21 protein-coding genes are annotated in these 18,522 nt (G+C 65.7%); 15 read left to right on the top strand and 6 right to left on the bottom strand.

Annotation, left to right across the window (positions count from 1 at the left end; all coding sequences use genetic code 11):
• The first annotated feature begins 7 nt into the window (after positions 1 to 7).
• From EV665_RS05095 to EV665_RS05085, 3 genes are read left to right on the top strand one after another with little or no spacing between them, the layout of a single operon-like run.
• Positions 8 to 844 carry an EamA family transporter gene (locus tag EV665_RS05095; RefSeq protein ID WP_064329737.1) on the top strand — a complete coding sequence of 279 codons (837 nt, stop codon included), beginning with the start codon at positions 8 to 10 and terminating at the stop codon, positions 842 to 844.
• A 58-nt stretch (positions 845 to 902) separates the two neighbouring features.
• Positions 903 to 1,172, top strand: coding sequence for a type II toxin-antitoxin system Phd/YefM family antitoxin (locus EV665_RS05090; RefSeq protein WP_133033306.1), 270 nt, complete (start codon positions 903 to 905; stop codon positions 1,170 to 1,172).
• Entirely contained in the window at positions 1,169 to 1,438 is a 270-nt protein-coding gene (locus EV665_RS05085) for a Txe/YoeB family addiction module toxin (protein ID WP_133033305.1), read from the top strand. Before EV665_RS05090 ends, EV665_RS05085 begins: the two co-directional genes overlap by 4 nt.
• Before the next feature lie 4 nt (positions 1,439 to 1,442).
• On the opposite strand, the gene EV665_RS05080 is transcribed toward EV665_RS05085, so the two are convergent.
• Entirely contained in the window at positions 1,443 to 2,258 is an 816-nt protein-coding gene (locus EV665_RS05080; protein WP_133033304.1) for an enoyl-CoA hydratase, read from the bottom strand.
• Positions 2,259 to 2,396: 138 nt separating this feature from the next.
• Between EV665_RS05080 and EV665_RS05075 the strand changes: the two genes are divergently transcribed.
• The 5 genes from EV665_RS05075 (at position 2,397) to argC (ending at position 6,151) form a co-directional block, all read left to right on the top strand.
• The gene (locus EV665_RS05075; protein WP_133033303.1) at positions 2,397 to 2,828 is read left to right on the top strand and encodes a PaaI family thioesterase; all 432 of its coding nucleotides are present in this window, start codon (positions 2,397 to 2,399) and stop codon (positions 2,826 to 2,828) included.
• Between the two features lie 229 nt (positions 2,829 to 3,057).
• Complete coding sequence (gene rplM, locus EV665_RS05070) at positions 3,058 to 3,522, top strand: 50S ribosomal protein L13 (RefSeq protein ID WP_064329732.1); 465 nt, start codon at positions 3,058 to 3,060, stop codon at positions 3,520 to 3,522.
• Between the two features lie 2 nt (positions 3,523 to 3,524).
• Positions 3,525 to 4,001 (top strand): 30S ribosomal protein S9, encoded by a 477-nt coding sequence (gene rpsI, locus EV665_RS05065; RefSeq protein ID WP_064329731.1) that lies wholly within the window; start codon positions 3,525 to 3,527, stop codon positions 3,999 to 4,001.
• Positions 4,002 to 4,131: 130 nt separating this feature from the next.
• On the top strand, positions 4,132 to 5,085 hold the full coding sequence (gene speB / locus EV665_RS05060; RefSeq protein WP_064329730.1) for an agmatinase: 954 nt from the start codon (positions 4,132 to 4,134) through the stop codon (positions 5,083 to 5,085).
• 133 nt (positions 5,086 to 5,218) lie between these two features.
• On the top strand, positions 5,219 to 6,151 hold the full coding sequence (gene argC / locus EV665_RS05055; RefSeq protein WP_133033302.1) for an N-acetyl-gamma-glutamyl-phosphate reductase: 933 nt from the start codon (positions 5,219 to 5,221) through the stop codon (positions 6,149 to 6,151).
• Between the two features lie 7 nt (positions 6,152 to 6,158).
• Here the strand turns inward: argC and EV665_RS05050 are convergent, their stop codons facing one another.
• The 3 genes from EV665_RS05050 to EV665_RS05040 are packed head-to-tail and all read right to left on the bottom strand — an operon-like array spanning position 6,159 to position 7,938.
• Positions 6,159 to 6,551, bottom strand: a complete 393-nt coding sequence (locus tag EV665_RS05050; RefSeq protein ID WP_133033301.1) for a type II toxin-antitoxin system VapC family toxin — start codon at positions 6,549 to 6,551, stop codon at positions 6,159 to 6,161.
• Positions 6,551 to 6,805, bottom strand: a complete 255-nt coding sequence (locus EV665_RS05045; protein ID WP_133033300.1) for a type II toxin-antitoxin system VapB family antitoxin — start codon at positions 6,803 to 6,805, stop codon at positions 6,551 to 6,553. Before EV665_RS05045 ends, EV665_RS05050 begins: the two co-directional genes overlap by 1 nt.
• Positions 6,806 to 6,858: 53 nt before the next feature.
• Complete coding sequence (locus EV665_RS05040) at positions 6,859 to 7,938, bottom strand: COX15/CtaA family protein (protein ID WP_133033299.1); 1,080 nt, start codon at positions 7,936 to 7,938, stop codon at positions 6,859 to 6,861.
• A 200-nt stretch (positions 7,939 to 8,138) separates the two neighbouring features.
• On the opposite strand from EV665_RS05040, the gene EV665_RS05035 reads away from it, so the two are divergent.
• Positions 8,139 to 8,357: a DUF2842 domain-containing protein gene (locus tag EV665_RS05035; protein WP_133033298.1), complete on the top strand. Its 219-nt coding sequence runs from the start codon at positions 8,139 to 8,141 to the stop codon at positions 8,355 to 8,357.
• A gap of 1 nt (position 8,358) precedes the next feature.
• On the opposite strand, the gene EV665_RS05030 is transcribed toward EV665_RS05035, so the two are convergent.
• Positions 8,359 to 8,802, bottom strand: coding sequence for an NUDIX hydrolase (locus EV665_RS05030; protein WP_133033297.1), 444 nt, complete (start codon positions 8,800 to 8,802; stop codon positions 8,359 to 8,361).
• A 169-nt stretch (positions 8,803 to 8,971) separates the two neighbouring features.
• Here EV665_RS05030 and EV665_RS05025 point away from each other — a divergent pair, with 169 nt between their 5' ends.
• The gene (locus tag EV665_RS05025) at positions 8,972 to 10,225 is read left to right on the top strand and encodes a GNAT family N-acetyltransferase (protein WP_245507644.1); all 1,254 of its coding nucleotides are present in this window, start codon (positions 8,972 to 8,974) and stop codon (positions 10,223 to 10,225) included.
• 2 nt (positions 10,226 to 10,227) lie between these two features.
• On the opposite strand, the gene EV665_RS05020 is transcribed toward EV665_RS05025, so the two are convergent.
• On the bottom strand, positions 10,228 to 12,513 hold the full coding sequence (locus tag EV665_RS05020; protein WP_133033296.1) for a GumC family protein: 2,286 nt from the start codon (positions 12,511 to 12,513) through the stop codon (positions 10,228 to 10,230).
• 214 nt (positions 12,514 to 12,727) lie between these two features.
• Here EV665_RS05020 and EV665_RS05015 point away from each other — a divergent pair, with 214 nt between their 5' ends.
• The 5 genes from EV665_RS05015 (at position 12,728) to EV665_RS04995 (ending at position 18,513) form a co-directional block, all read left to right on the top strand.
• Positions 12,728 to 13,303, top strand: coding sequence for a polysaccharide biosynthesis/export family protein (locus EV665_RS05015; RefSeq protein WP_064329722.1), 576 nt, complete (start codon positions 12,728 to 12,730; stop codon positions 13,301 to 13,303).
• Between the two features lie 5 nt (positions 13,304 to 13,308).
• Positions 13,309 to 14,475 carry a glycosyltransferase family 4 protein gene (locus EV665_RS05010; protein WP_133033295.1) on the top strand — a complete coding sequence of 389 codons (1,167 nt, stop codon included), beginning with the start codon at positions 13,309 to 13,311 and terminating at the stop codon, positions 14,473 to 14,475.
• A 78-nt stretch (positions 14,476 to 14,553) separates the two neighbouring features.
• A complete protein-coding gene (locus EV665_RS05005; protein WP_133033294.1) occupies positions 14,554 to 16,113 on the top strand; it encodes an undecaprenyl-phosphate glucose phosphotransferase in 1,560 nt (519 codons plus the stop codon).
• Positions 16,110 to 17,345 (top strand): O-antigen ligase family protein, encoded by a 1,236-nt coding sequence (locus EV665_RS05000; protein WP_133033293.1) that lies wholly within the window; start codon positions 16,110 to 16,112, stop codon positions 17,343 to 17,345. The genes EV665_RS05005 and EV665_RS05000 overlap by 4 nt, the downstream gene beginning before the upstream one ends.
• A 7-nt stretch (positions 17,346 to 17,352) precedes the next feature.
• Entirely contained in the window at positions 17,353 to 18,513 is a 1,161-nt protein-coding gene (locus EV665_RS04995) for a glycosyltransferase family 4 protein (RefSeq protein ID WP_133033292.1), read from the top strand.
• The last annotated feature ends 9 nt before the right edge of the window (positions 18,514 to 18,522 follow it).

Here is an 18,522-nt window from a genome sequence, read left to right as displayed (position 1 = left end):
TCCCAGATTGCCGTTAGACGTTCTCTTTCTCGTGCTGTTCGGCGCGGCTCTTCATGCCGTCTGGAATGCCCTCGTCAAATCCGGCACGGACAAGTCGCTCGATGCGGCCATGGTGTCGCTCGGCGGCGGCATGGTCGGCCTTGCCTTCCTGCCGTTCGTCCCCATGCCCGATCCGGCGGCCTGGCCCTTCGTGCTCACCTCCGCCGTCCTGCAATTCGCCTATTTCCAGCTCGTGGCCGCCGCCTACCGGGCCGGCGATATCGGCCTCGTCTATCCGCTGATGCGCGGCGCCGCCCCCCTTCTTGTCGCCACGACGAGCGGCGTCGTCCTCGGCGAACACCTGACGCCGGGGGCGATGGCGGGCGTTCTCGTCATCTCCGTCGGCGTGCTGACGCTCGCCTTCGAATCGCGCCATGGCAGCCGCCGGGCCATCGCCTATGCGCTGGCGAACGCCGCCGTCATCGCCACCTATACCTTCGTCGACGGCGCCGGGGCGCGCGTTTCCGGCAATGCCGTCTCCTACACGCTGTGGATGTCGCTGCTGCCGCCGGTCCTGCTCTTCGGCTGGGCGGTCGTGCGGCGCGGCAGCAGGCCGGTCTGGACGCATGTGCGCCGCAACTGGGTGCGTGGCCTCCTCGGCGGCGCCGGCTCCATCGCCTCCTACGGCCTCGCCCTCTGGGCCATGACCAAGGCGCCGGTCGCCACCGTCGCGGCGCTGCGCGAAACCGCCATCCTCTTCGCCCTCCTCATCTCGGTCTTCATCCTCAAGGAGAAGGCCAGCATCTGGCGCTACATCGCCGGTGCAGTGATCGCGGCGGGCGTGCTGGTGCTGAAGCTGGCTTGAGGATTGAAATCTCCGATCACAGTGTTTATGTACATATTATCGTACAGAGGACATCGACATGAAGGTCGTCAGCCTTTCCGAACTGCGCGCGAACATTGCCAAGCACTTCGACAGCGTCGAGGCCGATCGGGACGAACTGATCGTCACGCGGCAGAATCGCGAGCCGATGGTCGTCATGTCGCTCGCCGATTTCGAGAGCTGGAAAGAGACGATGTACCTTACCGCCGGCCCGGCCAACCGCGCGCATCTGCTGCGCTCCATGCAGTCGCTGGATGCGGGCAAGGGCGAAACAAGAACGCTCGATGAGCTGACCGTCACCGGCGAATGAAAATCTGCTTCTCTCCCGAAGCCTGGGCCGATTTCACCTATTGGATCGAAACGGACCGCAAGACCGCGGAGAAGATCGTCGGCCTGATCAAGGAATGCCGGCGGGAACCGTTTTCCGGCCTCGGCAAGCCCGAGGCGTTGCGCGGGGAGCTGAAGGGCTTCTGGTCACGCAGGATCACGCGCGAGCACCGACTGGTCTACCGCGTGACCGGCAGCGGCACGGCCCAGATTCTGGAAATCGCTGCCTGCCGCTACCACTACGGCTGAGACGCTATTTCCACTCCGGCATGCGCTTGCCGAGGAACGACCCGATCCCCTCCTTCGCATCGTCGACGAGCATGTTGTCGACCATCGTCGCGACGGCGATGTCATAGGCTTCGGCAAGCGGCAGGCCGGCCTGGGCGCGGAAGGCGGCCTTGCCGATGCGCAGGGCCTGCGGCGACTTGGAGGCGATGACGGCGGCATATTTGTCGACGACCTGGCGCAGATACTGCTGCGGCACGATGCGGTTGACGAGGCCGAAATCCTTGGCGGTGGAGGCGTCGATCGTCTCGCCCGTCAGCAGCATCTCCATCGCCTGCTTGGGATGGGCGGCGCGGGTGACGGCGACCATCGGCGTCGAGCAGAACAGGCCGATATTGACGCCCGGCGTGCAGAAGGCGGAGGTGTCGGTGCAGATGGCAAGGTCGCAGCTCGCGACGAGCTGGCAGCCGGCGGCCGTGGCGAGCCCGTCGATCTCGGCCACGACCGGCTGCGGCAGCGCGGCGATCTTCAGCATGATATCCGCCGCCATGCGCATGGTCTTCTCGAAGAAGGCGCGCCCGCCGTCCGCGTCGTCGCGACGGGCGGTCATCTCCTTGAGGTCATGGCCGGCGGAAAACACCTTTCCGGTCGAGGCGAGCACGACGACGCGGATGGCCTCGTCGCCTGCGGCCGCATCCAGCGCCTCGCCGAGCGCCTCCATGACGGCGATGGAGAGAACATTGGCCGGCGGGTTGTTGAGCGTGATTCTGAGGATCGGCGCATGCCGTTCGACGCGCACCAGCCCGGCCGGTTCCTCTTTCCTGAACGACACCACATCCGCCATGATCGCCTCCCTTGTGAGCTTTCCCAGCGTCCTACGCTTCACCGCACCCCGTTTCAAGTTGGGTGACATAGACTTTGAGAGGGCTTGCCGACAGGCGCAAATCGGTCTGTAAACGCCAGGCAGGCGGAGGAGGAAACCATGACCCTGACCCCCATCATGGACCGGGACGCCCTGAACCGGTTCCTCGAAACCGATTTTCCGCAGATCCATACGGATGGAAAGGTTTTCGACGTGACCGATGTGGGGCCTGGCACGGTCGTCATGCGGCTCGCCCCGAACGAGCGGCATCTGCGCCCCGGCGGCACGGTCTCCGGCCCCACCCTGTTCGCGCTGGCCGATGTCGCGGCCTATTGCGTGGTGCTGGCGCATATCGGCCCCGTAGCGCTCGCCGTCACCACCAATCTCAACATCAACTTCCTGCGGAGGCCCGAACCCGGCCCCCTCACCTGCACCTGCCGGCTGCTCAAGCTCGGCAAGCGGCTGGCGGTGATCGAGGCGTCGATTTTCGGCGCGGATGGCGAGGATCTGGTGGCGCATGCGACCGCGACCTATTCAATTCCGCCGCGATAATTTGTGGTATTAAAATACCTCTTCAATAACACATTGTTTTTGCTATATTATCTTTAACACCCTTCGGATCGCGTCGCTTGACGTCCCATCGGCTCTCGCTTATAAGCCGCTCCAGATCGCGGTCCCCACGGGCCGCGTTCGATTTTTGGCATCCGCAAGGGGCCAAACCAAGCAACAAGAAACGCCCGTCGCCCCAAAGCTTCGGGATCGCAAAAGAAAGACATCTCCCATGGCAACCTTCGTACAGAAGCCCGCCGAGGTAGAAAAGAAGTGGATCCTCATCGACGCCGAAGGCCTCGTTGTCGGTCGCCTCGCTACCCTCATCGCCAACCGCCTGCGCGGCAAGCACAAGGCAACCTTCACGCCCCACGTCGATGACGGCGACAACGTCATCGTCATCAACGCCGAGAAGGTCGTCTTCACCGGCAAGAAGTACTCCGACAAGAAGTACTACTGGCACACCGGTTACCCGGGCGGCATCAAGGAGCGCACGGCTCGCCAGATCATCGAAGGCCGCTTCCCGGAGCGCGTCCTCGAGAAGGCCGTCGAACGCATGGTTCCGCGTGGCCCGCTCGGCCGTCGCCAGATGAAGAACCTGCGCGTCTACGCCGGCGCCAACCACCCGCATGAAGCCCAGCAGCCCGTCGCCCTCGACGTCGCCAAGCTGAACAGCAAGAACACAAGGAGCGCCTGATAATGGCCGACCTCTCCTCGCTCAAGGACCTCGGCGTCGCTGCTGCAGCTCCGGCCGCTTCCGCCCCGGTTCACGTCAAGAAGGTTGACGCCCAGGGCCGTTCCTACGCCACCGGCAAGCGCAAGGACGCTGTCGCCCGCGTGTGGGTCAAGCCGGGCTCCGGCAAGATCACCGTCAACGGCAAGTCGTTCGAAGCCTATTTCGCACGCCCGGTCCTGCAGATGATCCTGCAGCAGCCGATCGTCGCGGCGGCCCGTGACGGCCAGTTCGACATCGACGCCACCGTCGCCGGCGGCGGCCTTTCCGGCCAGGCCGGTGCCGTTCGTCACGGCATCTCCAAGGCGCTGACCTACTTCGAGCCGGGCCTGCGCTCGATCCTCAAGAAGGGCGGCTTCCTGACCCGCGACTCGCGCGTCGTCGAACGCAAGAAGTACGGCAAGGCCAAGGCCCGCCGTTCGTTCCAGTTCTCCAAGCGTTGATCGCTCGGACGACATGCTCTTCAGGAAAGGCCGGGGTTCGCCCCGGCCTTTTCGTTTTCTGGGCCTCAAAAATCCCTTGCCTTGCGGCTCATGATTGGCGAACGTCCCGCCACATTCGGAGGGATCTTTCATGGCCAACAAGACGATCGACCACGCCATCACGGCGAAGACGCTGAAGAGCGCCGCCTCGGACCCGACCCATGCAGGCATCCTCTCCTTCATGCGCCGGCGCTACACGAAAATCCTGAAGGATGTCGACGCCGTCGTCTGGGGCATTCCCTTCGATGCCGCGACCTCCAACCGGCCCGGCACGCGCTTCGGGCCGCAGGCCATCCGACGCGCCTCGGCGATCATGGACAACGACCCGCAATATCCCTTCGAGCGCGACCTCTTCGCGGACATGGCCGTCATCGACTACGGCGACTGCCTGCTCGACTACGGCAACCACCAGAAGACGCCCGGCACCATCGAGCGCGAGGCGAAGAAGATCCTGAAATCCGGCGCCTACATGCTGACGCTCGGCGGCGACCATTTCATCACGCTGCCGCTCCTGCGCGCCCATGCGGAAAAATACGGCCCCCTCTCCCTCGTGCAGTTCGATGCCCACCAGGATACCTGGGCAGACGAGAAGGGCCGCATCGACCACGGCTCCTTCGTCGGCACGGCGGTGCGCGAGGGGCTGATCGATCCCGAGACCTCGATCCAGATCGGCATCCGCACCCATGCGCCGGAGGATTGCGGCATCCGCATCCTCTACGGCTATGACGTCGAGGAGATGAGCGCCGGCGAGATCGCCGATGCGATCGTCCACCATGTCGGGGACGGGGCGACATACCTCACCTTCGATATCGACTGCCTCGACCCGGCCTTCGCGCCCGGCACCGGCACGCCCGTCTCCGGCGGCCCGTCGAGCGCGAAAATCCTGTCGGTCCTGCGCAAGCTCGGTGCGCTCAACATCGTCGGGTCCGACGTGGTCGAGGTCGCGCCGGCCTATGACCATGCGGACATCACGGCCATCGCCGGTTCCAACATCGCCATGTACATGCTGGGGCTTCACGCCGCAAAACTGGCCGAACGACGCTGACGACGCCACATTGAATGCGACGGGCCGAGGGGTTATATCGGGCCGGAAATTCTCTTATCCGCACGTTCGGACGCAAACCCGCAAACGGGGTTTGCTGGAATTGCGGCAGGCTTCTCACAGGATTGGATTGCAGATGAAACCGAAGATCTTCATCGATGGCGAACACGGCACGACGGGCCTGCAGATCCGCACACGCATGGCCGGCCGCGATGATGTCGAGCTCCTCTCGATCCCCGAGGCCGAGCGCCGCAATGCCAGGCTGCGCGAGGACCTCCTGAACAGCGCCGACGTCGCCATCCTCTGCCTGCCCGACGATGCGGCGAAGGAAGCCGTCGCCATGGTCGCCGGCAACAATTCCGTCCGCATCATCGACACCTCGACGGCGCACCGCGTCAACCCGGACTGGGCCTATGGCTTTGCCGAGATGGATCGGGAACAGCCGAAGAAGATCGCTGGTGCCCGTTACGTCGCCAATCCCGGCTGCTATCCGACGGGCGCGATCGGGCTACTGCGCCCGCTCCGCCTTGCCGGCCTGCTGCCGGAGGACTATCCGGTCACGGTCAACGCCGTTTCGGGCTACACCGGCGGCGGCAAGCAGATGATCGCGCAGATGGAGGATGCAGGCCATCCGGAACACATCGATGCGCCGCACTTCCTCTACGGCCTCACGCTCAAGCACAAGCATGTGCCGGAGATGCAGGTGCACGGCCTGCTTTCCCGCGCGCCCCTCTTCTCGCCCTCCGTCGGAAAGTTCCCGCAGGGCATGATCGTGCAGGTGCCGCTCTACCTTGCCGACCTCAACGACCACGCCTCGCTCGGCTCGATCCACGAGGCGCTGGCCGCGCATTATGCCGGCCAGGACATCGTCGAGGTGGTGGACCTCAAGGAAAGCGCCAACCTCGCCCGGGTCAACGCCGTTGAGCTGGCCGATACGGACCGCATGAAGCTCTACGTCTTCGGCACCGCCGGCGCACCGCATGTCAACCTCGTCGCCCTGCTCGACAATCTCGGCAAGGGCGCATCGGGCGCTGCCGTGCAGAACATGGACCTGATGCTGAAGGGGTGAGTTCGCCTCAGGCAAGCGCGGAGCGTATATCCGTCAGGGCGAAATCGTTGCCCTTGAACAGCAAGGGCTCGTCGATAGCCTTTGCGAGCGCGTAGGAAAAGCAGTCGCCGATATTCAGACCTGCCGGATGCCTTCCCTTGCCATAGGCACGAAAGCCGGAAATAGCGAGATTGACCTGAGCGCCATCGACCGAGACGGTCTCGGCGCTCACCGCATCCAGCAGCGCCTCCAGCGCGGCGCGCCCTTCTTCGCCCTTTCTTCCTTCGATCACACAGGTGACTTCGACGCGTGTGACGGCGGAAATCAGGCATCGCCCGCCAGTTGCCAGCATCTCCTCGAAGATTGCCGCGTCATCTTCCTGAAACAGCACGGCCGCGAGCGCCGAGGTGTCGATGATCATCACCAGAGCCCGTCGCCATCATAGCCGACGATGTCGTCCGCGGAGCGGCCGTCCCTGTCGGGCAGCGCCGCGCAGGCGGCACCGATCGCGTGCAGGCGGCGTTTCAGATCGGACGGCTGGCCGCGGCGGCGGCGTTCCCGTTCGAGACGCTCGGCAAGCGCCTTGCGGATCGCCGTCGTCAGGCTCTCACCGGTCAAGGCGGCCACTTCGCGGGCGAGCCGATCCGTTTCGGCATCCTTCAGGCTGAGTGCCATGGCACACCTCTTCTATAAAATCCTCGGGATTATATAAGAGAGGACGCTTCAAGTCACGACCGTTCCATTTCCCCGTAGAACCCGCGCCAATGGGCGACCGCGAAGCCGAGCACGACCAGCGCCCCGCCCTGGTGCGCCAGTGCCCAGCCGAGCGGGACCTGCCAGAGGAGCGTGAGGATGCCGATCGTCGCCTGGAGACAGACGAGGCCGAACAGCACGAGGGCGCGGCGGGCATGCGTCGTTTCGGGGGCGGCGCGCAGCGAGGCGATCATGTGGACGGCGACGAGCGCGAAGAGCACGTAGGCGCCGATGCGGTGGACGAACTGCACCGTCTTCGGGTTCTCGAAGAGGTTGATCCACCAGGGCTGCTGCACGAAGAGGCCGCCGGGGACGACGGCGCCGTCCATCAGCGGCCAGGTGTTGTAGGTGAGGCCCGCGTCGAGGCCGGCGACGAGGGCGCCGAGATAGATCTGGAAGATCGCCATGCAGGCGATGATGCCGGCCATCCGGCGGGAACCGTCCGTCGGCGCGGCATCGTCGCTGTGCGGCGAAAGCGCCCGCATCAGCCATGTCGTCCAGGCGAAGATCAGACAGGCGATGGTGAGGTGCGTGGCGAGCCGGTACTGGCTGACGGAAACCCGCTCGGCAAGGCCGGATGTGACCATCCACCAGCCGATGAACCCCTGGAAACCGCCGAGCGCCAGAAGGCCGACGAGCGGCCAGCGCAGCTTCTTCTCGATCCGGCCGGTCAGCCAGAAGAAGGCGAGCGGCACGGCGAAGACGAAGCCGATGGAGCGGGCGATCAGCCGGTGGGCCCATTCCCACCAGAAAATCGTCTTGAACTCCTCGACGGTCATGTCCTTGTTGATCTGCTGATATTGCGGAATGCGCTTGTAAAGGTCGAACTCCTCCTGCCACTCCTTGTCGCCGATCGGCGGGATGACGCCGTGGATCGGCTTCCATTCGGTGATGGAAAGGCCGGAATCGGTGAGCCGCGTCGCGCCGCCCACCAGCACCAGCACGAACAGCGTGAACAGCACGAAGCCGAGCCACCGGCGCACCTGGCGGCGGTTGCGGTCGGTCCTGTCCGTGTCACTGTGGCTGCGGTATGCGGTCGCGGTCGTGGCGCTCATCGTCTCGGCTCCTTTTCCGGAGCGGCGGGCAGCCCGCCATTCCGGTTGCTTTCTCGCGTCCTTCCGGCAAAACCGCGCGCGCGGCTTCAGCCGCAAGGACTGTGGCGTTGATTTGCCTGACCGGCCCGTGCAAAACAAGGCCCGAACCTTTGCGGCACGCCGTCGCGCCATTTTGCCGCTACCGAAGTGAAAGACTGCCCATGCCCCCTCGCCTCAGAAAACTGATCGGCACGGTCCTGATCATCATCCTCGTGCTCGTCTATGCGCTGGTCGCGACCACCATCGCCGCCGCCACGCTCGGGCAATCGCCCTGGTACATCCATCTTCTCTACTTCACCGTGACCGGCCTTTTGTGGATCCTGCCGGCCATGCTGATCATCAAGTGGATGGAAAAGCCGGGCAAGCCGCGCGACGAATAGGCTATGTCTGAAGATGGGCGGCAAGGCCGGCGGGGTAGAGCTCCACGCCGGCCGGCAGCGCAAGCGGGTAGAACCAGCGCGCCGTCCAGACCGAGCGGTCATGCTCGGCGAGCGTGATCTCGGGCCGGCGGTAGAGGCTTTCGTCGAGCAGGTAGATGTTCACGGCGAAAATGAACTCGTGGCCCTGCGCGCCCTCATGCCAGAAGAGGTTCTCGAAGGTCGTCCACGGGCCGTCGATCGCGATCTCGCAGCCGAGTTCCTCGCGGAACTCGCGGGCGAGCGCCTCTTCCCGCGTTTCGCCGAACTCGATGGAGCCGCCGGGCGGGCGCACGCCCTTGACCGTGCCGTCGTCGCGCGTCACTTCCGCCGCCAGCAGCCGGCCGCCGTGCCAGGCAAGGCCCAGTACCTTCACGTGGATCTTCTGCGGCGGCCGCCAGGTCTGCATGGGTCCCTCCCGCCGGCAGGCCGCCCGCCCGCCGCGCTCGTTATCGACTTGCTAACCGCGCTGGCCGATTTCCCGGGGCATACGCGCCGGCGCCAGCGGATTTAAACCAATTGCGCAAGCCTAACGCCTATGGTGACGCTGCGGCAACCGAATGCACGAAGGCCAGACCATGGGAGCGATGCAACTCCATTTCCAGATCATGCCGTCCGAACGCGACCTTGCACGCGGCGATCCGGCACCTGCGGCCGAAAGGGACCATAAGCGCCCGCCGATGCCGCTGTCGATCCGCCTGCACGAGCGGATGGAACCGGTCGAGGCCTGCTGGCGGGCACTGGAAACGGACAATACGCTTTCGCTCCACCAGAGCTACGACTGGTGCCGCGCCTGGGTGGAAAGCCGTGCCTGCAGGCTGCTGATCATCGAGGGTTGCTCCGGCGGGCGCACGCATCTCCTGCTGCCGTTCGAAATCGTGCGCCGCGGGCCGATCCGCATCGCCCGCTTCCTCGCCGCCCCGTTCAGCAACATCAATACGGGCCTCTATTCGCGGGATTTCCGCGCCCTCGCCGCCCCGCCGCGTCTCAGGCAGGCGCTTGAAACGGTGCGCAGCCAGCTTGCCCGCCACTGCGATATCTTCCTTCTGGAAAACATGCCGCTCGACTGGCGCGGCGAGACCAGCCCCTTTTCCGATCTTTCCGCGGTGCTGAACCAGAATGCCGCCTTCCAGATCGAACTCTTCGCCGATTTCGAACGCACGCTGCAACAGGTCAACGCCCGCCGCCGCCGCAAGAAGTTCCGCGCCTCCGAACGCCGCCTGATGGCGCTTGGCGGCTACGAGCACATCATCGCCGAGGCCGGCGCGGAAAGCCGGGCATTGCTGGAAACCTTCTTCCAGCAGAAGGCCGCGCGTTTCGACGCCATGGGCCTGCCGGACGTTTTCCGCAACGAGGACACCCGGGATTTCTTCCGCCGGCTGGTGTCGGTGCCCGAGGCGGACGGCAGCTATCCGCTGCAACTCCATGCGGTGCGCCTCAAGGGTGAAAATGAGGGCCGCATCGCTGCCATTGCCGGCCTGTCACGCAAGGGCGACCATGTGATCTGCCAGTTCGGCTCGATCGAGGACACGATCGCCGCGGATGCCAGCCCCGGTGAATTCCTGTTCTACCTTGCGATCCGGAAACTGTGCGGCGAGGGCGTGCGCCTCTTCGATTTCGGCATCGGCGACCAGCCCTACAAGCGTTCCTGGTGCACGATGGAAACGCGGCAGCACGACCTGCTCTGGCCGACGACGATGGCCGGCGCGACGGTGGCCGCGCTGCACCGGGCCAAGACCGGCGCGAAACGCCTGATCAAGCAGAACCCGCAGATCTACGCCTTCCTGCAACGCCTGCGCTCCGGCAGGGCGGCGCCCGCGCCCACGGACTGACCTTACGCCGCGCGGCGGCCCGGATATTGCGGCGGTTCGCCCCCCTCGCCCGTCATCAGCATGACCTCGCTGTAGCCGGCCTCGCCGAAGGCGTCGATCATCTCGACGATCTCGTCCTCGTCGGCGCCCGGAAGGGAGAGGATGATATCCGTCTCCTGGTCGCGCGTCAGGCGCCGCACGGCCTCCACTTCGGCCGGGCCGCATTCGACGATCACCGCGTCATAGGCATCGGCAAGCGAGGAGATGACCATCGCCAGCCGATCGATGCCGCGCATGGCGCGCTTGATGTTGGCATTGCCGCGCGGAATGATATGCGCGCCGGACAGCCGGTCGCCGTGGATGATGTCGCCGAAGGCGGCATCGCCGACGAGAAGGTCGGTGATGCCGGGCATATGGGCAGACTGGGCCATCAGGCGCGTCGGGCAGGCCGAACCGGTGAGGTCGATGATGAGCGTCTTGCGATGCTCTTCCGCGATGCGGCGGGCCAGCATGACGGTGGCCGTGGACCCGCGATCGCCGGAGGGCGAGACGGAGACCGCGACCGAAATATTGTTCTCGATCATATAGCGGGCAACAGCGGCGATGGAGAATTCGTCCTCCTCCTCCTCAAGGTCGAATGTATCGAGCAGCGACGCACTCTCGCCCTGCCCGGCCACCTTTTCCTTTTCTTCCTCTTCCTCGTCCTCATCGGGCGTGATGTCGGCCAGCAGCGACTTCACCGGCGCGCGGACATCGCGGATCGGGGCCGGGTCGAAGCGTGCGACCGGGTCACGGCGAACGACGGGGGTCTTGTGGACGACCGGCGCCTCAGCCGTGACATCCGCCGCGACCTCGTCCTCGAAAACCTCTTCCTCGCGCCGCGCCGGCACCGATGCGACGGCGCCGACCGGCTTCAGCGCCCGACCGCTGAACAATTCGGCCAGCAGGATCGCGATCGCGCTCAGCATGAAGCCGGCGACGCCGCCGACGATGGTGATCGGCACGACCTTCGGGAAGGCCACCTCCGTCGGCTCGACGGCGGCCGAGATGATGCGGGCATCGGCGGGCGTCGAGCCGCTGCCGGTGCGCGAGGTCGCCTCGCGGTAGCGGGCAAGATAGGTTTCGAGCAGCTGGCGCTGGGCGGTCGCCTCGCGCTCCAGCGCCTTGAGGCCGACCTCGTCCTCGCCGGCGCGCGCGCTGTTCGCCTTCACCGTGTTGAGCTGCTGCAGGAGCTGGGTTTCACGCATCTGGGCGGTCTTGGCCTCGTTTTCGAGGCTCGACAGGATCTTCTGTGTCTCCGCCGTGATCTGCCCGCGGATGCCGGTGAGCTGCGAGCGCAGGCCCTTCAGGCGCGGATGGCCTTCGAGCAGCGAGGTGGAGAGATCGGAGATCTGGCCCTGGATCTGCGCCTCGCTTTCCTTCAGCCGCTGGATCATCTGCGAACCGACGACATCGGTCAGCGTGTCCGGCGCGCCGCCGGTCTTGAGCACGGTGCGCACGCTCTCGGCCCGCGCTTCCGCATTGGCGCGCTCGCCGCGCACGCGGGCGAGTTCCGTCGAGATGTCGGTGAGCTGGCGTGCGGCGAAGTTGGAGTTCTCGCCGGTCGGCAGCAGATCGGACTGCGAGCGATACTCGGCGACCTTCTGCTCGGCCTCGCGCACCTTCTCGCGCAGATTGGCGATTTCCGGCTCCAGCCAGCGCGTCGCCTCTGAATTGGTGTCGAGTTTCGCCCCGCTCTGCAGCGAGAGATAGACCTTCGCCATCTCGTTGGGGATCTCGGCGGCAAGGCGCGGGTCCTTCGAGGAGAACTCGATGCCGATGACGCGCGAGCGCTCCACCTGGTAGACGACGAGCTTGTCGACGAATTCCTTCAGCACGCGCTCTTCCGGTTCGAGGTCGAGCGGGCTCTTCTTCAGGCCGAAAAGGACGAGCATGTCGGAAATGGCCGAGGGTTTTGCCGCCGGATCGAACTCCTCCAGTTCATAGAGCTTCATGTTGCGCGCGACCTGCTTGATGAGGTCGGCGGACCTCAGGAGCTGGACCTGGCTGGCGATGCCGAGTTCGTCGAGGGCCGGCTGCTGCTCGCGACCCTGCGTGCGGTCGGTGCCCGTCGTGAAGGCCGGCTCGCGCGTTTCGATGAGCAGGCGGGCCTCGCCCTTGTAGCGCGGCGTGACGAGGCTGGCGCCGGCAAAGGCAACGCCCGCACAGGCGACGGTGGCAAGCAGCACGCGCATGCGGTTGCGCCAGATCGCGCCGAAAAGGCCGCCAAGATCGATATCGACATCCTGCTGGCTGTGTGCGCCCGACATATCTCAACTCCAAACACGACGATTTCCGCGCACGGTAAACAAACATGGTAACGCAAGGGTTAATCATCGGCGGTTGTCTTACCCCTTCCCGCGCACCACCCTTGCGAAAAAATCCGCATCATCCCGCCCATCCCCGCCGCGCCTTTACCAGCCATTAACCCTAACGGATCGATAACGGGCTCCACACTTCTGATTCCGGGATTGGGTAAAGCGAATGGCATTCGCAACGATCAACAAGGGCGCGCTGCTTGCGCTGGCACTTATCGTGCCGGCCGTTGCCGGCTGCAGCGGCTACCGCCCCGCCCCAAAGGCGTTCCACGAGGCAACCATCCAGCCTTATCGCCTGGATAGCGGCGACCGGTTGCGCATCACCGTCTTCGAACAGGCCGGCCTCAGCAACACCTATTCGATCGACCAGGCCGGCTACGTGGCCTTCCCGCTCATCGGCGCCGTGCCGGCGCGCGGCCAGACGATCCAGGAACTGGAACGCATCATCGCGACGAAGCTCAGGCAGGGATATCTGCGCGATCCGGACGTCTCCATCGAGGTCGACCGCTACCGCGCGATCTACGTGATGGGCGAAGTGGGCCAGGCCGGGCAATACAGCTATGTCGCCGGCATGACGATCCAGAACGCCATCGCGTTGGCCGGCGGTTTCTCGCCGCGCGCCAACCAGGGCGATGTCGACGTCACCCGCAAGATCAACGGCAAGATCCTCACGGGCCGTGTGTCCATCTCCGATCCGGTGCTGGCCGGCGACACGATCTATGTCCGCGAACGGCTGTTCTAAGCAAGATGGCGGACGATGGGCCTCTGCGCATCATTCACTGCTTCCGCTCCCCCATCGGCGGGATCTTCCGCCATGTGCGCGATCTTGCCGAGTTCCATGCGAAGGCGGGCCACGAGGTCGGCATCGTCTGCGACAGTCTCACCGGCAGCTCCTATGAGGACGGCCTCTTCGACGAAATCCGCCCCTATCTCTCGCTCGGCCTCGTGCGCCTGCCGATCAGCCGGTCGATCAGCCCGCGCGACGTCGGCGCATTCTGGAACAGCTATCACGAAATAAAAGGTTTGCAGCCGGATGTCCTGCACGGGCACGGCGCCAAGGGTGGCGCCATTGCCCGGCTCATCGGCTCAGCCCTGCGGGTCAACAGGTATCGCGTAGCCCGCCTCTATTCGCCGCATGGCGGCAGCCTGCACTACAATCGCCGCACCGCGACGGGCATGGCGATCCTCACCGCCGAGCGCCTGCTGGAAAGGCTCGGCGATGCGCTCGTCTTCGTCTGCGACTACGAGCGCGAGACCTATGCCGCCCGCGTCGGCCGGCCGCGCGTCAGGGCCGAGCGCATCTACAACGGCATCCACGACCGCGACTTCGCGCCCGTCTATTCCCGCGAGGATGCCGTCGATTTCCTTTATATCGGCATGCTGCGCGACCTGAAGGGGCCGGACGTCTTCGTCGAGGCCTTCGCCCGCACGGAACGCCGGATCGGCCGCCCGCTTTCCGCCCTGATGATCGGCGACGGGCCGGACAAGGCGAAATACGAGGACATGATGCTGCGCATGGGCCTCGGCCGGCGCATCGGCATGCTGCCGGCCATGAAGGCGCACGATGCCTTCGCGCTGACGCGCAACGTCATCGTGCCCTCGCGCGCCGAGGCCATGCCCTATATCGTGCTGGAGGCGCTCGCGGCGCGAAAACCGGTCATCGCCACCCGCGTCGGCGGCATTCCGGAAGTGCTCGGCCGAACGAGCATCGCGCTTACCGAACCGGGCGACCCGGACGGGCTCGCCGCCCTGATGGCCCAGGCGATCACCGATGCCGACTGGCCGCGCAAGGTGATGCCGGAACCGGTCGGCTTCAAGGCGTCCTTCTCCGCCTCCGTCATGTCCAGCGCCCTGCTCGACCTCTATCGCGACATTCTCGCCCGGCAGGCTGGCGGAAATCGGCACAGCGCCTGACGTTACGGCAGGCGCAACGTAAACGTTTCTTAGGGGCTTCGTGCTATTTCCGGGACGAAGCCCCTACAGGTGCGTGCCATGAACCATGTCGACAAACCCGTCTCCTTCGATCCGGAAGCGCTGCGGCGCAAGGTGTCCGAAATATCGGTCGCCGCGCCCGGCGAAAGCCAGGACGCCGGCCAGACCGTCGAGCTCAATCCGCTCGCCCGGAAGATCGCGGCGCAGTTCCGCGCCGACACCTATTCGCCGAGCATGATCATCGGCCTGCTGCGCCTGCTCGAATTCGGCGCGCTGCTGGCGCTCGGCTACGGCATTCATGCGCTCTATGTCAGCAGCATGGGCCTGTCCGTCTTCTACCTCTGCGTGCTCGTCGGCGGCGCGGCGATCGGCGTCCTGATGCTCCAGTTCGCCGATGCCTACCAGGTTCCGGCCTTGCGCTCGCCCTGGCGCATGACGCCGCGCATCCTCGCCGCCTGGGCGCTCGCCTTCGGCGCGATGGCGCTCATCGTCTTCTTCTTCAAGTCCGGCGAGCAGTATTCCCGCGTCTGGTTCGCCTCCTGGTTCGTGGCCGGCGCCCTCTATCTCGTCATCGAGCGGCAGGTGATCGCCTATTCGATCCGCCGCTGGGCGCGCAACGGCACCATGGAGCGCCGCGCCGTCATCGTCGGCGGCGGCGAGCCGGCCAAGGAGCTCATCCGCACGCTCGAACACCAGCCGGAGAACGACATCCGCATCTGCGGCATCTTCGACGACCGCGACGAGCGCCGCTCGCCCGCGATCATCGCCGGCTACCCGAAGCTCGGCAATGTCGCCGAACTGGTCGAATTCGCCCGCCTCGCCCGCATCGACATGCTGATCATCTCGCTGCCGCTCTCGGCCGAGGCGCGTATCCTCGCCCTCCTCAAGAAGCTCTGGGTGCTGCCGGTCGACATCCGCCTTGCCGCCCATTCCAAGGGCCTGCGCTTCCGCCCGCGCAGCTATTCGCAGGTCGGCAGCCTGCCGATGCTCGACATCTTCGACAAGCCGATCGCCGACTGGGACAATGTCGCCAAGCGCCTCTTCGACGTCTTCTTCAGCGTCGTCGCGCTGCTGCTGCTCTGGCCGGTGATGCTCGGCGCGGCCATCGCGGTCAAGCTCTCCTCGCCCGGGCCGATCATCTTCAAGCAGAAGCGGCACGGCTTCAACAACGAGATCATCGAGGTCTACAAGTTCCGCTCGATGTACACGCACCTTGCCGACCCGACGGCGAAGGCCGCCGTGACGAAGGGCGATCCGCGCGTCACCCGCGTTGGCCGGTTCCTGCGCAAATCCTCGATCGACGAGCTGCCGCAGTTCTTCAATGTCCTGAAAGGCGACCTTTCCCTCGTCGGTCCGCGCCCGCATGCCATCCAGGCACAGTCGAACGACCGCAAATATGTCGATGTCGTCGAGAGCTACTTCGCCCGCCACCGGGTAAAGCCCGGCGTCACCGGCTGGGCGCAGATCAACGGCTGGCGCGGCGAGATCGACCATGACGACAAGATCCGCTTCCGCACCGAATTCGACCTCTACTACATCGAGAACTGGTCGCTCTGGCTGGACCTGAAGATCCTCTTCCTGACGCCCTTGCGCCTGCTCAACACGGAAAATGCGTATTGAGCGACGCGGCCCTCCCCTACGCCCCGCCGTTCCGGCCGCAACTGGCGGCCCTCGGCGTCATCGGCTCGCTGCTGGTGGCCGTCGGGGTCTTCCTCTCCGGCTTCGTCATCAGCGAGCCGGCGCCCTATGAGCTCTTCATGGCCGGGCTCATCGGCCTGTGGGCCATCGTTGGCCTGCGCATCTCGCGGGGCATCGCGCCGCTGCTCGCGCTGCTCATCCTGTTCAACATCGGCGGCATGCTCTCGCTGACGGTACTCGACGACCTGTCGGTCGGGCCGATGTATATCGCCGTCTCACTGTTCCTGGCACTCTCCAGCGTGTTCTTCGCCGCCATCATCGAGGCGAAGCCGGCGCGGCTGGAGCTGATCTTCCGCGCCTGGGTCGCCGGCGCGCTCATCACCGCCTCGCTCGGCATCCTCGGCTATTTCCACGCCTTTCCCGGCGCGGAGGCCTTCACGCTCTACGACCGCGCCAAAGGCGCCTTCCAGGATCCGAACGTCTTCGGTCCCTTCCTCGTCGGCCCTTCGCTCTACCTGATGTACGGCCTGCTCGCCGGCCGCATCCTCGGCGCGCCGCTGAAGGTCATCGGCGTGCTGATCCTGGCGCTCGGCATCTTCCTCTCCTTCTCGCGCGCCGCCTGGGGGCTCTATCTCGTCTGCGTGGCGGCGCTCGTCTTCGTCATGCTGCTGAAGGAGCGCACGGGGGCGTTCCGGCTGAAGATCCTCATCCTCAGCCTCTCGGCCGTCGGCCTGATGGTCGTGGCGCTCGTCGTCGCGCTGCAATTCGACAAGGTGGCGAACCTCTTTTCCAGCCGCACCCAGCTCGTGCAGGAGTATGACGGCGGCCATCTCGGCCGTTTCGAGCGCCACCGCATCGGCTTCCTCATGGCCATGGAAAAGCCGCTCGGCATCGGCCCGATGGAATTCAGCAAGATGTTCCCCGAGGACGAGCACAATATCTGGCTGAAATCGCTGACCACCTACGGCTGGCTCGGCTTCGTCTCCTACCTCGCCCTGATCCTCTGGACGTTCTCCGCCGGCTTCAAGGCGCTCTTGCGCAACCGGCCCTGGCAACCCTTCCTGATGATCTCCTACATCACCATCGCCGGCCACACCGCGATCGGCTTCGTCATCGACACGGATCACTGGCGGCATTTCTACCTGCTGCTCGGGATCGTGTGGGGATGCCTTGCCCTCGAGAAGCGGCACAACAGGCAGATCGCCCCGGACTGACCGCACCATGAGCAGAAAACAGGACAGGGCCTTGCGCCAGATGCGCCTCCTGGAGGTGCTGGAGACCGGCGGCGGCGGCTCCGGCCGGCATTTCATCGACCTGTGCCGCGGCCTCACGGCCCGCGGGCATGCCGTGCACGCCATCTATTCGCCGCTGCGGGCGGAAGCGCGCTTCGTCGAGGAGCTGCAGGCGCTCGGCCTTGCCGGCCTGCACGCCGTCGCCATGACGCGCGCGCCCGGCCCGTCCGACATCGGCGCCTGGCGCGCGATCCGCGCCGTCATGCACAGCGCCGGCCCCTTCGACGTCGTCCATGCCCACAGCTCGAAGGCCGGCGCGCTGACGCGCCTGCGCCTGCCCGGCCGCCACATCCCGCGGGTCTACACGCCGCACGCCTTCTACACCATGGATCCCGGCCTCGGCACGCTCGGCCGCAGGGTCTACGGCTCGATCGAAAAGCTGCTCGCCCGCACCCTTACCGATCGCATCATCTGCGTCTCCGCCGATGAATATGCCCATGCCCGCGCACTCGGCATGCCGCGCAAAAAGCTTTCGATCGTCGTCAACGGCGTCGAAACGCCGCCCGCCAATTCCCGCACCGCCGTGCGGCAGGCCCTCGGCATTCCCATGGAGGCCCTGCTCTTCGGCTTCGTCGGCCGGCTCTGCCACCAGAAGGCGCCCGAGCGCCTGGTGGCGGCCTTCGCGCAGGTCGCCGAACGCGTGCCGCACGCCCATCTCCTGATGATCGGCAGCGGCGACATGGAAGCGGACGTGCGGCGGCAGGTCGAGGCGAGCGGCCAGAAGGCGCGCATCCACCTCACCACGGGCTTTACCGGCGTCGAGGCGATGGCGGCCATCGACGTGCTCACGATGCCGAGCCGCTACGAGGCCATGTCCTATGTCATGCTGGAAGGCGCCGCGGCCGGCAGGCCCCTGATCCTCACCGATGTCGGCGGCGTCTCCACGGTGCTGAAGGACGGCGAGAACGGCATTCTCCTGAAGAACGCCGACGACCCGAGGCCCCTGGCCGACGCCATGCTGCGCCTCAGCGATCCCGGCCACCTCGCCCGCCACACCGCCGCCGCCCTCACCCGCGCCCGCAGCCCCGAATACCGCCTCGACCGCATGGTCAGCGAAACGGAAGCGATCTATCGCGGGCTGATCGCCTGAAACGAAAGA

Source organism: Shinella granuli, assembly GCF_004341885.1.
GTDB lineage: Bacteria > Pseudomonadota > Alphaproteobacteria > Rhizobiales > Rhizobiaceae > Shinella > Shinella granuli.
Note: the sequence above shows the minus strand (reverse complement) of the source record. Positions and strands in the feature narration are given on the sequence as shown.

What these genes read in the sequence shown, in the direction of transcription:
- argC (WP_133033302.1), top strand. Translation starts at nt 5,219, where the DNA reads ATGAAACCGAAGATCTTCATCGATGGCGAACACGGCACGACGGGCCTG.
- EV665_RS05025 (WP_245507644.1), top strand. Translation starts at nt 8,972, where the DNA reads ATGGGAGCGATGCAACTCCATTTCCAGATCATGCCGTCCGAACGCGAC.
- EV665_RS05085 (WP_133033305.1), top strand. Translation starts at nt 1,169, where the DNA reads ATGAAAATCTGCTTCTCTCCCGAAGCCTGGGCCGATTTCACCTATTGG.
- EV665_RS05005 (WP_133033294.1), top strand. Translation starts at nt 14,554, where the DNA reads ATGAACCATGTCGACAAACCCGTCTCCTTCGATCCGGAAGCGCTGCGG.
- EV665_RS05010 (WP_133033295.1), top strand. Translation starts at nt 13,309, where the DNA reads ATGGCGGACGATGGGCCTCTGCGCATCATTCACTGCTTCCGCTCCCCC.
- rpsI (WP_064329731.1), top strand. Translation starts at nt 3,525, where the DNA reads ATGGCCGACCTCTCCTCGCTCAAGGACCTCGGCGTCGCTGCTGCAGCT.
- rplM (WP_064329732.1), top strand. Translation starts at nt 3,058, where the DNA reads ATGGCAACCTTCGTACAGAAGCCCGCCGAGGTAGAAAAGAAGTGGATC.
- EV665_RS05090 (WP_133033306.1), top strand. Translation starts at nt 903, where the DNA reads ATGAAGGTCGTCAGCCTTTCCGAACTGCGCGCGAACATTGCCAAGCAC.
- EV665_RS05020 (WP_133033296.1), bottom strand. Translation starts at nt 12,513, where the DNA reads ATGTCGGGCGCACACAGCCAGCAGGATGTCGATATCGATCTTGGCGGC.
- EV665_RS05050 (WP_133033301.1), bottom strand. Translation starts at nt 6,551, where the DNA reads ATGATCATCGACACCTCGGCGCTCGCGGCCGTGCTGTTTCAGGAAGAT.
- EV665_RS04995 (WP_133033292.1), top strand. Translation starts at nt 17,353, where the DNA reads ATGAGCAGAAAACAGGACAGGGCCTTGCGCCAGATGCGCCTCCTGGAG.
- EV665_RS05075 (WP_133033303.1), top strand. Translation starts at nt 2,397, where the DNA reads ATGACCCTGACCCCCATCATGGACCGGGACGCCCTGAACCGGTTCCTC.
- speB (WP_064329730.1), top strand. Translation starts at nt 4,132, where the DNA reads ATGGCCAACAAGACGATCGACCACGCCATCACGGCGAAGACGCTGAAG.
- EV665_RS05030 (WP_133033297.1), bottom strand. Translation starts at nt 8,802, where the DNA reads ATGCAGACCTGGCGGCCGCCGCAGAAGATCCACGTGAAGGTACTGGGC.
- EV665_RS05045 (WP_133033300.1), bottom strand. Translation starts at nt 6,805, where the DNA reads ATGGCACTCAGCCTGAAGGATGCCGAAACGGATCGGCTCGCCCGCGAA.
- EV665_RS05080 (WP_133033304.1), bottom strand. Translation starts at nt 2,258, where the DNA reads ATGGCGGATGTGGTGTCGTTCAGGAAAGAGGAACCGGCCGGGCTGGTG.
- EV665_RS05035 (WP_133033298.1), top strand. Translation starts at nt 8,139, where the DNA reads ATGCCCCCTCGCCTCAGAAAACTGATCGGCACGGTCCTGATCATCATC.
- EV665_RS05015 (WP_064329722.1), top strand. Translation starts at nt 12,728, where the DNA reads ATGGCATTCGCAACGATCAACAAGGGCGCGCTGCTTGCGCTGGCACTT.
- EV665_RS05040 (WP_133033299.1), bottom strand. Translation starts at nt 7,938, where the DNA reads ATGAGCGCCACGACCGCGACCGCATACCGCAGCCACAGTGACACGGAC.